The 13,423-nt window shown below is 65.9% G+C and carries 9 protein-coding genes and 1 pseudogene; 5 read left to right on the top strand and 5 right to left on the bottom strand.

Translation table 11 applies throughout. From position 1 onward, the window contains the following. Positions 1-255: 255 nt before the first annotated feature. Positions 256-1,332 carry a hypothetical protein gene (locus OHB44_RS10240; RefSeq protein ID WP_330440578.1) on the bottom strand — a complete coding sequence of 359 codons (1,077 nt, stop codon included), beginning with the start codon at positions 1,330-1,332 and terminating at the stop codon, positions 256-258. 755 nt (positions 1,333-2,087) lie between these two features. Here OHB44_RS10240 and OHB44_RS10245 point away from each other — a divergent pair. Continuing rightward, positions 2,088-2,411 (top strand): hypothetical protein, encoded by a 324-nt coding sequence (locus tag OHB44_RS10245; protein WP_330440580.1) that lies wholly within the window; start codon positions 2,088-2,090, stop codon positions 2,409-2,411. Here OHB44_RS10245 and OHB44_RS10250 read toward each other — a convergent pair. Beyond that, positions 2,412-3,475 (bottom strand): annotated as a pseudogene (locus OHB44_RS10250) (IS630 family transposase). A gap of 124 nt (positions 3,476-3,599) precedes the next feature. Between OHB44_RS10250 and OHB44_RS10255 the strand changes: the two are divergent. Both OHB44_RS10255 and OHB44_RS10260 read left to right on the top strand, forming a co-directional pair. Continuing rightward, a complete protein-coding gene (locus OHB44_RS10255) occupies positions 3,600-3,872 on the top strand; it encodes a hypothetical protein (protein WP_330440581.1) in 273 nt (90 codons plus the stop codon). Further along, entirely contained in the window at positions 3,869-4,798 is a 930-nt protein-coding gene (locus tag OHB44_RS10260; protein ID WP_330440582.1) for a hypothetical protein, read from the top strand. Before OHB44_RS10255 ends, OHB44_RS10260 begins: the two co-directional genes overlap by 4 nt. A 414-nt stretch (positions 4,799-5,212) precedes the next feature. Here the strand turns inward: OHB44_RS10260 and OHB44_RS10265 are convergent, their stop codons facing one another. The 3 genes from OHB44_RS10265 to OHB44_RS10275 all read right to left on the bottom strand — a co-directional run bounded on the left by OHB44_RS10265 (position 5,213) and on the right by OHB44_RS10275 (position 8,025). After that, positions 5,213-6,031 (bottom strand): CPCC family cysteine-rich protein, encoded by an 819-nt coding sequence (locus OHB44_RS10265; RefSeq protein ID WP_330440584.1) that lies wholly within the window; start codon positions 6,029-6,031, stop codon positions 5,213-5,215. A 203-nt stretch (positions 6,032-6,234) separates the two neighbouring features. Further along, entirely contained in the window at positions 6,235-7,419 is a 1,185-nt protein-coding gene (locus OHB44_RS10270; protein WP_330440585.1) for a HEAT repeat domain-containing protein, read from the bottom strand. A gap of 108 nt (positions 7,420-7,527) precedes the next feature. Further along, positions 7,528-8,025, bottom strand: a complete 498-nt coding sequence (locus OHB44_RS10275; protein ID WP_330441212.1) for a YfbM family protein — start codon at positions 8,023-8,025, stop codon at positions 7,528-7,530. Between the two features lie 1,308 nt (positions 8,026-9,333). Between OHB44_RS10275 and OHB44_RS10280 the strand changes: the two genes are divergently transcribed. Then, positions 9,334-10,749: a hypothetical protein gene (locus OHB44_RS10280; RefSeq protein WP_330440586.1), complete on the top strand. Its 1,416-nt coding sequence runs from the start codon at positions 9,334-9,336 to the stop codon at positions 10,747-10,749. Beyond that, complete coding sequence (locus tag OHB44_RS10285) at positions 10,746-13,394, top strand: hypothetical protein (protein WP_330440587.1); 2,649 nt, start codon at positions 10,746-10,748, stop codon at positions 13,392-13,394. Before OHB44_RS10280 ends, OHB44_RS10285 begins: the two co-directional genes overlap by 4 nt. Positions 13,395-13,423 lie beyond the last annotated feature (29 nt).

The following is a 13,423-nucleotide window of genomic DNA, read 5'->3' on the forward strand; positions in this document are numbered from 1 at the left end:
GCGTCGCCGTCTGGCTCAAAGTAGCCGTGTGTGAGTAGCACGGCCCGGAGCTGGTCTTGCCACGTCTTCTCATCGGCGTCGAGCCATCGGTGCCGGTGTGTGCACTGCCAGTTCGGCGGCGGTTCCTCGGGGACGAGACACCCGCCGAGGGCAAGGTCGCCGTTGGCAGCGGCAATGTGCGCTTCTGGGACCGGGAGGCCGAAAAGTAGTGGGACGCCCGTCGTGTGGCACTCGGGGCAGGCTGGAATCACTTCGCTACGGTACCGGTCTTGCTGTCACCCTCTCCCGCTCGGCGTGTATCAGTGCATCGAGGCATTCCGGGCTGACACGTGCGGCATCAAACGTCTCCGACCATCCGTTCGGCAGCTGCTGGATCGTCAGGTACGGTTCGTGACCGTCTGCGCGTAGGCGTCGAATGATTGCTTGCTCGATCGCCAGGGCGTCGTCCCCGGTCGTTACGGGGTACTGCGAATGCAGTTCGAATCCGTATCGGCGGTGCTGCGTGATCCGGTCGTTGTTGCGCTGCTCGGCGGCAGCGACACCGATCTTCACCGCACTCAGCTTGGGGTGGACGACGACGTACACCCGGGCCGGTTCTCCGCGTTGGAAGCCGTGCCGCGCGCAGTAGCGGCATCCGCGTCCGGATCGGACCTTCGCCAGCGTGGGATGGCTTTCCTTTCCGCAGATCGTGTGCCGGCAGCGCCATGGCGTCATCGATGTCTGGTACGGGTCCAACGGTTCGAAGCCCGCCTCACGCATGGAGGCTGCCGCTTTGTGAGGGTCTTCCCGGCGGGCGACGGCCGCCCGCAGGTCGGCGCACCGTCGGCATCCAGATTGCCCGGCGAGGATCGATCCGTACGTGGGTGAGGTGGTTCGGCCGCAGCCGGTACATACGCAATGCCACGGGTACTTGATTCCCTGGTACGGCTCCTGCGGCTCGAGGCCGAGCGCACGCATCTTCGCTTCCGCTTCGGTGGCGTTGTGCCGTTGTGCCTTGCCGCGTGATTTGTTGACGCAATACCGGCAGGCTGGCGTCCTCGCCTTCTGCAGTCGCGGGTACACGGTCGCGTCGCAGCGGGTGCACCGCGCCTTGTACGGTTCGCCCGTGCCGGGGTACGGCACCAGCGGTTCCAGGCCGGCGTCCCGCATTCTGGCTATGGCTTCGTGGGCGTCACCGCGCAGCGAGGCGTTCGCTTTGCGGCGGCCGCATGGCCTACAGCCGCCCTGCCCGTGCCTGATGCTAATCAACCGCGGTTCTCCGACGGTTCCGCAGGTCAGGCACCGAGAGCGCCACTTGGTATCGAGGCCGTGGAAGGGCTCGACCGGTTCCATGCCAACTTCCCGCATCTCATGTTCCGCGTCCGCAGCGGTGACCGGGGCACCGTTGCGGCAGAACAGGCAGCCGCCGCGACCGGTGCGCACGTGGCTGTATCGGGGGGCCACTTCGCGGCCGCAGGGCACATGCCGGCACCGCCACGGCTTGCTGGCGCCCGGATACGGCCCGAGCGGCTCCAAGCCGGCGGCGCGCATAATCTCCTCGGCAGCCTGTGGGTCCGTGTATCGGCCCGCGCAGTGCAAGCACCCGTTCTGGCCCTTCGCGATATTGCTGTACCGGGGTGTGACCTCGCGTAGGCAGCGGGTGTGGGTACACCGCCACGGGTTGCTGGATCCGGGATACGGCTCGAGCGGCTCCAGGCCGGCAGCGCGCATGACAGCGGCTGCCGCCTGCGGGTCAACTGTCCGGCGCCGGCCAGGTCGGGTGACTGATGGCGCGGGCGCCCGAGCGGCATCGAGGTCGAACAGCGGCATCGTCACCGGCCACAACCTAGATGCACCCACCGACAACCTGTGTAGGTGGACTGCCGCAAGATGTCCGTTGACCTCTCCACCTAGCCCTGCTGGTGCCAGCCACTGGGCCGGCAACCTACGATCGGTCGGCGGCCCGGTGCGGGCCCGGTTTGGGGAGCAGACCCGCTGGCCCTCCTTCGCGCCGAGAACATTCAATGCGTGTTCGAGCTCTCGCCAGGCCTAATTGGGTGCGACTAGTGTCGCGTGTCTGATTTCCTTTGACGGTTAGCATCGTCGTCGTGAGTAGTGACTTCGCGTTCTGGAAGGTTGGCCGGGGCGACCCCAGCGGGATCTTCGACGGCTTGGCTGACGGGGGCACCGAGGCGCTTGAGCCGCACTCCGACGTCTCCTGGTTCCGCGGCGAGTTGTTGTCGCGGTGGCCCGACCTGGTGGACGTGCTCGAGCCAACGGAAGACGACTTGCTTGAGGTGCCCGAAGATCGCGCAAAGTACGTCCTGCTCACCTTGCCGGTAGGCATGCTTGACCGGCTTGACGGTATCTTCGATCTGGCCGGGCGGTACGGGTTGATCGGCTACAGCGGTGTCGCTGGTCAAGCGTTCTGACTACTCGCGTATGGCCTTGGCGAGGATCTGGTCGGCGGTCTTGGTCCAGCGAAACGGCTGGCAGCGCTCGTTGTAGCCGTCGATGAACGAGCGGATCGCGCCGATCAGGTCGCTGACGCTGGTGAAGCTGCCGCGCCGGATCGCCTGCCGACTGATGATCCCGAAGAAAACCTCGACCATGTTCATCCAGGACGCGCTGGTCGGGGTGAAGTGCATGGTGATCCGCGGATGCTTGGCCAGCCAGGCCTTGACGTTCGGGTGGTTGTGGGTGGCGTAGTTGTCCGCCACCACGTGCAGCTTTACGCGGGGGTGGGCCCTGGCGACCTGCTTGAGGAAGGCCAGGAACTCGGCGTTGGAATGACGGTCGTAGCAGGCGTCCGCGGTGATCTTCCCGGTGGCAACCTCCAGGGCGGCGAACAGCGTGGTGGTGCCGTGCCGTCGGTAATCATGGGTGCGGCGCTCGGCGGCGTCGAAGCGCATCGGCAGCAGCGGCGCGGTCCGATCCAGCGCTTGAATCTGCGACTTCTCGTCCACACACACCACAACCGCGTTCGCCGGCGGATCCAGATACAGGCCCACCACGTCACGAATCTTGGCTTCCAGCTGCGGGTCCGTGGAGAACTTGAACGTCTCCACGCGATGCGGCTGCAGACCCCAGGCCCGCCAGATCCGGGCTACCTCGGCGAAGCTGACTGGCATCCCAGCCCTGCTCAGCTGTCCCGCGAGCAGCCGCGCCGACCAGTGCGTCACCGCCAAGTCCGACGGCGGCGGGTTCAGCGTCGAAACGACCACCGCCGCCTCATCGATCCGCCCGGCCGACCCGAGCGTGGTAGGTCAGCCAGCGCGGCGATCCCACCGGCCTCATACCGAGTTCGCCAGGCGATCACCGTCTGCCGCGTCATTCCCACCCGCCGGCCGATCTCCGCGTTCGGCAGGCCCTCGGCAGCCAGCAACACCATCCGAGCCCGCTGCACAAGCCCGGCCGGCGCAGCAGACGAACGCGTCAACTCCTGCAGACGGACGCCATCACCGGGGCGAAGTACCAACGGAGCAGCGACAGCCATGCCTCATTGTCACCCACCGCAACCGTCAAACCACTTCAGACACGCAACACTAGGTGGCTGCGGTCGGCATGGATCCCGGGAGCTGAGATTCGAATTCCACTGGCATCCTGCTGACCAGGAGCCCTTGATCGGCGACCTCTTCGGCGAGCCCGAAGTGGTCGCAGCGCATCGACCGGTTGGGCTGCTGGTGGGGCAGGTTATGGCCGTTCCGGTGGAGCCGATGTCGTCTGTCATAGCCAAGCCGGCCTTCGAAGCGGTGGGCCAAGCGGGACTCGCATCGGTCGCGGTGACGATCCATCGAGCCGGGCTGCGAATCGGCAAGCAGAGGCTGATACTCGGCCAGGTTCCAGTGCCGTATCGCGATCGGTCGCTGGCGCGGTCTACGCTGGCCCGGTGAAACGCGAGACGTTTATTGAATCCGCCCGACAGTTGGGCCAACTCGTCTTCCAGGACCAGGCCGCCGGCCGTATGGACCTGGCTGCTCTCCATGCCGGCGTGATGCTCGAACACCTTTCGAAGGCTCACCTGGTCGGCCTGCATCCGGTCTACATCTTACGAGGAGATAAGGCTGACTTCGACAGCCTTCTGAAGGCCTGCGGCCATCCCGAGTTCGCAAGCCCAAATCACCAGACGAAAACGATCAGCCTCTCTGAGGCGTTACAGCGGATCGCGAAAGTCCTCCCCAAATTCAAATTCGCCCAGGCAGAGCTAAAGCATGTCGTCGACGCTCGGGACGGCGCCGTGCACGCAGCACTGCGTCCTGACGCAGGCGCGGGGACGGTGCGGCTTGCACTGACAGCCGTTGGCCAGATCCTCGATGCGCTTGATGTCGATCCTGCGGAGTTCTGGGGCGGGTACGCAGACACCGCCCGAGTGCTGGTTGCCGAACGCGCCGACTCGATCGGCACCGCGGTGCGGCTGCGTCTCGCCGAGGCGGGCAGGATATTCGCGATGCGGTTCGGGCACCTGTCAACCGCTCAGTTGGCAGAGGTGGCTGAAGCTCCGGGCCTTGCCTTTCCTGCATTCATCACGAACGAAACGCACGCCGAGGAACAACGATGTCCCGCATGCTCGCATAAAGGCTGGTTAGTGGGCTTCTATGGTGCTGTTTATGAGGCAGTAACAGTCCTTGCGGACGGTGGTGATCCACCATCTCAGATCCGTCCGAGTGACGCTGAAGCGATCCTGGAAGCCGAGCGCTTTGTCTGCCCATATTGCTCGCTTGAGCTCGAAGGCCAAGAAGAGCTGAATGCCGCCGACCTTCCAAGTATTGTCTTCGTCAGGAAATCAGATGTCTTCCATCGCCTCGGCGTCGCCTTGTAGTGCAGCACCGGCATGGCGAGCTCATTAATTGAGTTCGAATTGATGTCGTTGCCCGCAATGGCTTGCCTGGGTTCTTTGCTGTCGTTGGCGGCGCCAGAGTGGCCAGCGCAGGGCGTGGATCGGATCGGATTTCTGAGCAAAAGCAGAGAGCTGACCCGTCGCCTGCTATCGGCGACGGTGATGGTCATGGCTCGCCGATGCCGGGCATCGAGGTCAGGACCCGGGGTAAGAGGGCGGCCGGTGGATGCCGCCCTTGGAAGGGGATTGAATCAGTGAGGTGTCGCAGCATGCCGTCCACGAGATACATCGCAAGGCCGAGAGTGGTGGGGCTGCGTCGGCACATGTCGAAGAGCGGCTACCCACCGCGTCTCAATCAGTTTCGCGAGTGCACGGAGCATTTGCGCGAGTCCGCTGTCACGAGCGGTTCCCGCTTCCTGCGGGCGGCCACCGCACGACGATCAGCCCGGTGATGTAGTAGCCGTCTTCGTCGACGCGGGTGGCAACGTCGAGTTCGACTGTCGTCGCCGTGGTGCGTAACCGGTGGACTTCCCAGTGGCGGTACCGCAGGTCACGTAGCCAGGCTTGCTTAACCTCTCCCGCGACACGTGTCGGTGACGCCGCCGGCTCGGCGATACAGGAAGCCGTGATCTGCTGGGCAGGGTCGAGGCCTGTGGTCACGGTCACTTCCCGGATCGAAGGGCACCGGAACAGGTAGTGGTCGAAATCGATCGACATGCCCGAGAGATTGTCCGGATCGGCCGGGGTTGCCACAGATGCGACTGCGCGGACTGCCTCGGCGAAGCCGGTTCGATTGGCGTCGTCGACCGAGGGCTCGGGGAAACTGATGGCCTGCGTGTCGTCCCACCACGTCCGGCCCGTGCGTCGGCGCCACCAGTACAGGACGCTCCGATCATTCGGCCAAGCCGCCAGGGCACCACCGTGTGGCTCGAAGCGGTCCCCGTGAAGGTCGATCGTCCGCCAGTGCGGTTCTGGGTCGTAGTCGGCCGGGTCGGCTCGGTTCTCGACGAGGCTGTCCTCATCACAGGCGCCGTACCTGCCAAAGTTGCGTTGCGCGTCAATCAATGAGGATTTGTTCGCACCGCCTGCCCGGTGCGGCCAACGCAGCTGATAAACATCGTCTTCCCAGCGGCACACAGGGCAGATTTCGTGTGAGCCCGGCGGATCCCCCAAGGTGCGGTAGCCGCAACAGACACACGGGTACGGGAGGTCCATGCGATCAGTGTGCCCGACACCCGTGCCGCACCAATGGCAGCCGCAGACTTCGGTGCGCAGGGCGACCACAGCGACGCTGCGGGCGTCGACCGGGTCCGGCTTGGGGCCCTTAGCCGGTGGCGAGCACCCGGGCCCGGGTGGACAGCATTGCGGGAACGTCCACGACGGTCTCGCCAGCGGATCGCTGACTGTGGGCTGCCGGGTCAGCGAGCGGTGGGGTTGGTCAGTCGGTCCAGTTCGGTGGCGGCGAGTCGGCGCAGGGTCTGATCAGGGTCGAGGGTATACCGGCGGAGGATGTCCGGGGCGGCGTCAGGCGTGACATGTCGTGCCACGACTGCGACCCGCTGACGGACCATCGGGTCCGGATCGTCCACCAATTCGGCGAGCAGATGCTCCCGGTGCGAATGCCCGCCACCGGCGCTAGCGAGTCCGCTGAAAGCGGCCGCTCGTACTGCGGCCGCGCCGTCTCGTGCCAGCATCGTGAGTTGCGGCGCCACGCGGGGATCCGAGTCGGCCGCCTTCGCGAGCGCTTTGGCGGCTTGGACTCGCAGCTTCTGGCTATGGTCGGTAGCCAGCGCCAGCAGCGTATCGACGGCCGCTGGCCCTCCGACCGAGCCGAGGGCGTCCGCGGCGTCCTCGCGGACATGCCGGTCGGGGTCGTGCAGGAGCCGTTGCAGGGCCGGGGTCGCCTCGTGGCTGCCGAGTCGCCCGAGTGCGTAGGCGACCATGGACCGTACCCGCGGCGTCGGATCGGCGGCGAGGGCAACGAGCGGTGCGACCGCGTCGACCCGGCCGGTGTAGCCCAGCCTGCTCGCAGCCGACACCCGTACCTGCTCGTTGAGGTCACGCAACGCCAGCACGAGCGCGCCGAATGCCCAGTCCTCTCCGGCGGGGTCAGGGATCGAGCCGACCGCCATGGACCTAATCTCCGGGTCGGCGTCGGTCATGGCCGCAGCGAACAGCTGGGCATCCTGCGGTTCGACCACGAACCCGAGCGCCCACAGCCCCACGCGGCGCAGCTCCGGCGTGTCACTCGTGGCGAAGTCACGCACCGCACGCCGGCTGGTCGCCCGGTCTGCGTGCATCAGCTCGGTGATTTCGGCTTGGAGACTGTCCTGGTCGTCGCCCAGATCGCGCGCCGAGGCGCGGAGCAGCACCGGCAGCGCCGCCATACCTTCGATGCCTGCCAGGACACCGGCTATCAGGTCCCGGCCGTAGAAGTTTCCCTCGTCGAGGAACCGGTCCAGCACTTCCCGCAGCCGGGGCACCAAGGCAGTGTCCCCGGACGCCGTCAGGGCCGTGACGGTCGGAGCAATGTCGTCGTAATCGTCCTCAAGCTCCACGGCGTGCCGGACCACAGCCTCCAACGCCCCACGGCTGTCGATCATCCGGTCACCCTGCCATACCACCACCCGGCGGTGAAACAGCGCACTGGCCGGAACATCGACAGTCGCCAGAGAGGGGATGCCTGCAGCTCGTGCGTCCGAGTAGCAATCTCAAACAATGGCAAGGAGTACCGCCTGGTCCTGGGCGGCGGCCGAGCGGTAGAAGCGGCAGAGGTCGGCGAAGGCCGGTGCGAGGAAGCTGTTGAAGTCGTCGGCGCCGCGAGCCCACCCGCCCGGGTAGATGTCTGCGGCCGTCAGGGCGTCTGGGTCGAAGCGGGCGCGCAACGCGTCGATGTCTAGCATGTCGAGCGCGGTGGCGACGACGCGGACCGTTTCCACACCGAGGAGGCGTGCGGGCCCGTAACCGCCCTCATCGCCGATGTCCTCGCCGCCGAGGACTGCCGCAGCGGCTGGGTCGTCCGAGTTCCCGGCGGTTCCGGCCAGCAGGTAGTACAGGGCGTGCCAGGACTTGTGCAGATCCAGTTCGGGATCGGGCATCTCTGCGTCTTCATCGTCGAGGTCGCCGAAGAGCAGCAGGCTGACCGTCGTTGGATCATCCAACACGGCCCGCAGTTCCTCGGCCGACAGCCGGCGCCCGATCAGCTCCATGCCCACGAACAAGTCCTCCCGACAAGTCTGGTTGCTTCCCGCTGCGGAAGCGCCTTGTTTCTTGCGGGGCACGCTACCGCCGTCTGCTTCGGTGGTGAGACACCAACCTGGGCAACACGTGCTTCACACGTGAGACCAGAGCATCGTGGTGTTCCGCGGGTCGACGCGAACTGCAAATGGGGGAGCAGGTGGGGAGCAACAGCGCGCCCTGAACGGCCTCGAACTGCATCCAACGGCATCGAGCGGCACTCAACTGCACCGACCCCTGCCTGCGGCTCCACGTTGCCGCAGGTCAGAGTGGGTGCGGCATCCTGTTTCCCGCGGAGTGCTCCGCGTTTCGGGCTGCTATTCGACAGCGTTCTATGTTGCCTGGCGGGGGAGTGTGCGCAGGTCAGGGCGGTAAGGAGCTGCTGTATGGAGTGACCTTGCAGGTGGGAGCAGATTGGGCGCAGACCGGCGAAGAGGTCACCGCAGCCGAAGTGCTCACCGGCTCCGGGCCACGCCAAGGCCTCTGACCAGCGGTGATGCCGGCGTGCGGTTCGGCGTGACCTTCCAGGGAACGCCGAAGAGGTCAAGTATGGTCTGCTGGGCCCGGGGGTGTCATATCGGAGACTCGGCCTCGGTCGCGAGCGTCTGCTGCTCACGCCGCTCACGGCTTGAAGGGTGCGAACAGCTCCCACCTATCGGACGGGGCGGTACTGACCTAGGCTCAGTCCATGGAGGACGTGCCCTATGTGGCTCCCGCACCGCGCCGGCGCGGCAGTCCCGTACAGGTATGGGTCAGCATGGATGAGCGCGGACCATCAATCGTGTCCTTCGAGCCATTGCCTTCCGCGAGGGCGATCTCTGTCCCCATGCCTGAGGACATTGAGAGGCTGCTGCAGCTGTACAGCTCGGTAGCGACCACAATGAGGGCGATTGCGGACGTCGGCAACAACCGTGATGCTGTCCGGATATTGCGTGACCGTGTTCAAGCGGAGCGCCGCAAGAGGCGGGATAGCCAGGTACCCACTGTGCGGGCGGTTCGGAGCGAGTCGGTTCGCTGGCGCCAGGAACCGGTCCGAGATCTGCACCGCGAATATCCGACGGAGACCACCGAAAGCGTGTCTGCAAGGCCGATCGGGCAACCGGACAGTAATCGTCGGCGTCACTGAGTCAGCTCAGATGGCCACCACGATCAGCGGAATGACCGGTGTGACGGCCGGCTCAGCAGCGTCTTTGAGATCTGGGGTCGAGGGGCCCAGGTGGTGCGAGCCTGGCCTGCTGGCCCGGGCAGGCCGATACCCGTTGGCCGTTGAGGCACCGGTCATGGCCTGCGTCGACATGCTCGTTCCAGGCGTGTCGACCGTGACCCGATATGCCCGCTACTACAGCCTGTATTGGGCTCTTGCCGCGTACGCGGACCGGAAGGGCTTGGACAGGGAGGCGTGTCAGCGCCTCGTCCGTCGGGCGGAGGTGGGTTTGGCGCGGATCTCGCAGGAGTACGACGATCCGGAAGGCGCGCCGGGGCTCGCTCATGGCGTGGACGCGATAGCCAGGCTCGCCCCTCGTCAAGGCGGGGAGTTCTCAGTTGCCGACTCCAGCGGTTCCGGTTCTTACTCCCCGCGTACCTGGGGCTTCTGGTCGCAGTACAACGGCCCAAGCGTGACGCTCGGGACCGTGACGGTGGACAGCGGTGCGCTGCGGGTCGGGCGCCATCCCTGCCCGACAGAAATCTCAAAGATGTACGGGCCCCTCATTGAGGTTGCCGAGCATCGAGGTGGTCTGTCACTCCCTTCGACGGCGCTCGGGCGCTTGCGCCTTCAGCAAGACACGGACACCCGTGATCTGGAACCGCTGAGCTCGTTGTTCAGCGCCACGGCACGTGGCTGCCACGACCCGGAATCCTGGACCGGGGACGATCGGACGCGGCGTGCCACACTCCGCATACTCGCCCGGTCGTGGCAGCTCAATCCGGGCGCGGCCACCTGGCAGGAGGCGTTCGCCGCTGCCGTGGCCTACGGTTCGGCCGCACGCGAGGACCCGCTGCTGGCCGGCGAAGAACGAACGACCGCGTGGCGAGGGGTGGTCCTTCGTCACCATTCTGTCGGGGCGTGGCGACATCTCTGGGCGGCCTTGGTCAACGAGGTACGAGGGACGGAGATCGCCTCTCGTAGCCACTTGCACGAGTGGATCAGCGCCCAGCTGCCCGGCAGTGCTGTCGCCGAGTTCGAGGCGAGTCTGCCTGCCGTCGTTGACGACCGTCGTGACCCCCTACCGGCCGAGGATGAGCTGCTGCGCGACGACGGCGGCACGGTTACCGACGTCGCGCTGCTATTGCTGGGCGCCCGGCGCCTCGACTCGCTGAACGGCGTCACCCTGCGCACCTTCAAGGGGAAACGGCCCACCTACCTTGATCCCACCTGGATAGCGCAGCTCCGGTACGAGTATGGGCAGCGCTCGGTCGCCGAGCTGGGGCGACGCCTCGTAGACGATATGCTCGCCCAGTCGCGGCGGGTAGCACTGCGGAAGGTGAAGTTCAACCAGGACGGCACGATCTCACTGTTCAGCAGACTCCACGAGCGCAATGGCGCGTACTTCGCTGACTCTGACGAGGGCAGCGGCAACATCGGTCTGCGTCTTCCCCAGCTGGCTGAGATCGCGGTACAGGTCGGGCTGCTGACACCGCACCCCGAAGAGCCAGTGACGCCTGAGGGGCAGCGGCTGCTGGACCTGCCCTCATGAGCGAGGCCATCACCCATGCCCTCCGGTCGCCACTAACTCTGTTGCAGCAGTGGCGGGATCGAGTTGACGGCGCACGACTGCGCGAGGTCCTCATCACCGGTTACACGATCGACCTGGGGTTCCTCGAGAAGTTCGCTATTCCCACCGCCCGGGCTCTCGGCGCGCGGATCACGGTCCTTAGCGACCCGGGGCAGGCTGTACACGACCCGGTGGACGTACGTCGGGCCGGCGTGGCCTACCAACACGGCCACGCCGTCTGCTCCAGGGCATTCCACCCCAAGCTGGTAGTCCTACTAGGCGACCGGGACGTGTGGCTCGCCGTCGGATCGGGCAACCCGACGCTGTCCGGCTGGGGATACAACCACGAGCTGTGGGTCACCGCATACGGAAGCATCGATCATGGACCGCAACTCATCCACGACATCGCGGACTGGCTGCAAGACCTCCCAGAAGCGGTCGATCTGGCTAGCTGGATCGCCAAGACGATCCGGCACCTCGCTGAGCGGATGCGGCCAGAGAAGGTCGATGAACAGTGGTCGCAGGTGCGGGCTTTCGGCAACCTCCACGAACCGCTGTTGAACCACCTGCCCGCGCACGCGGTGGACGAGTTGCGCCTCGTCGCTCCGTTCTACGACCCGCCAGCCCGCGCAGCGACGACCATCGTCACCCGGATGAAGCCCCAAGCCGTACGTATCGCCGTTCAGCCCTCCAGCGCCATGTTCGACGGCGCCGCCCTGGCCCGTGCGGCAGCGCCTGCCGTTGATCAGACCTTCACCCTGCTGAGCGCCGGGAGAGCCTGGCACGGAAAGCTGATTGAGTGGCGCGCCCCTGACGGAACGTGTGCCGGCATGACCGGCAGCGCGAATATCACCGCTTCCGCGATGCTGATGAGCACCGCGCAGGGTGGCAACTGCGAGCTGGCGGTCATCGCACCGCACGGCTCCGTGCTCTTCCCATCAGAAGGCGACCCTCAGCCACCGAGCGCCATCCAGAACCTGAGGTCGACGCCGCCCGCCGATAGCACCGCAAGCGCCTCAGGACCCGTCCTTCTCGGCTGTGCCCTGGTCGACGGCGCACTTCTAGTGGAACTAGCCGTGGCGGCCGGAGACAGGGTCGTCATCGAAACCTCGCCGACCGGCGCGCCAGGGTCATGGACCGTCGCGGGAGCCGTCCCCGCCAACCAACAGTTCGCACGCCTCCTGGTGCCGGAGCTGACCGGAGGCGCGGTGCGCGCGGTGATGGAGGTTGCCGGCGCACGGCTGGTATCTGCGGCCGTCTTCATCACCGATAGCTCCCGCTGCCGGCCCCGCCAAGACACCAGCGACGAACCGCGCCTGTCCTGGTCAGGCGAGGTGGGAGAGCTTTTTAGCGACCCGATGCTGGCACAGCGCTTCACCAACGAGCTAGGACGACTCGTCGAGCAGGTGGGCCTGCGCGGCCGCACTCTGCCCTCAACATCCACCACTTCCGCTAGTTCTCCCGTCGAGGCGGGTGACCGGTGGGCCGATTACCTTGAGCGGTGCGAACACGCACTCGGCCCAAGTCTCTCCGGGCTCATCTTTCCGAAGAAGCATGCTGGTGACCAGGGCTCGGCGACTCACTGGTCGATCGATGACGTCGACGAAGCGGAGGTCACGGAGGACGAAGATGACGACGTACTCGACGGCGTGGCGCGCGAGCAAGAGGAGAAACGTGCGACGCATGTCCCACAGATCCGTCCGGACCAGCGCGCCAAGTACCGGCGGTTCGCCGAGCGCTGGGTGACCGCGGTAACAGAACCGGCCATCGAGAACGATTGGTCTACCCTGCCGCCCGTTCACCTGCGCATGGTCGTCACCCAGCTCTATCTGACGCTGCTAGCAGCCGGTGTCTGGCATGAAGACGACGCGTGGCGCCACGACCTCAGGTGGCTGATCTGGTCGCTGGTCCCTGACGACGACATGCTCGACGCCCTTCCTGCTGAAGCCTTCGACCATCTCTACGCGCTACTCGCCGTCGCCATGACCACCCTGCGGCAGGGCACTCACCTATACGGAGGACGCGAGGAAGATATTCCTTCCACCGATGCCTGGGCAGACGCAGCCGAGTGGGTAGCGGAAGCAGATGTCTCGCTTGCTGACGAACTTCTCCTGCCTGCCACTCAGCCCTTCGCGCGCGTAGCGACCGCGGAGGAGCTTCATGAGACGGTCAGACTCGCGGGGGAGGCCCGTCAGGACCCATATGCGGAGGTACGAGTGACGCTTGCCGATGCCGGCCTTGCAGTCGATCTGCAGGACGGTATATGGCGGGTAGAAGGCGGGTTCACGAACCCCTACCGAGCGGCGGCGCGGACTGTCACCGAGCTGCTGCGGATCGACGATGCTGCAGCAGCGATCGCCCGAAACTCACGGTGCGCCGTCCTCATCGCCGTGGCCGACAAGACCATGGTCCTAGTCGACTCCCGAATGGCCGTCTGGCGGCTCTACTCGTTGTCTGGCACTCGCACCCCGCTCTCGATGACGATCGACTGCCCTGGCCCGCCGCCCAACGCCCGGGTCTTCCCACTGCCGTCCCAGCCAGCCGAGGTTAAGAAGGTTCAAGACCGGCTGAGTCTTGATCTGCCCAGCCTCGTAGCTGAGATGAGAAGCCTTAATGCCTGGATGTGAGGCCCGGCAGGCTGACGATTAGTGAGGGC

This window comes from Micromonospora sp. NBC_00821 (genome assembly GCF_036347035.1).
Taxonomy (GTDB): Bacteria; Actinomycetota; Actinomycetes; order Mycobacteriales; family Micromonosporaceae; genus Micromonospora; species Micromonospora hortensis.

Coding starts and splice junctions, on each gene's coding strand:
- OHB44_RS10275 (WP_330441212.1), bottom strand. CDS start 8,025: ATGGAGCTGATCGGGCGCCGGCTGTCGGCCGAGGAACTGCGGGCCGTG.
- OHB44_RS10240 (WP_330440578.1), bottom strand. CDS start 1,332: ATGGAACCGGTCGAGCCCTTCCACGGCCTCGATACCAAGTGGCGCTCT.
- OHB44_RS10280 (WP_330440586.1), top strand. CDS start 9,334: ATGGCCTGCGTCGACATGCTCGTTCCAGGCGTGTCGACCGTGACCCGA.
- OHB44_RS10285 (WP_330440587.1), top strand. CDS start 10,746: ATGAGCGAGGCCATCACCCATGCCCTCCGGTCGCCACTAACTCTGTTG.
- OHB44_RS10270 (WP_330440585.1), bottom strand. CDS start 7,419: ATGATCGACAGCCGTGGGGCGTTGGAGGCTGTGGTCCGGCACGCCGTG.
- OHB44_RS10265 (WP_330440584.1), bottom strand. CDS start 6,031: ATGGACCTCCCGTACCCGTGTGTCTGTTGCGGCTACCGCACCTTGGGG.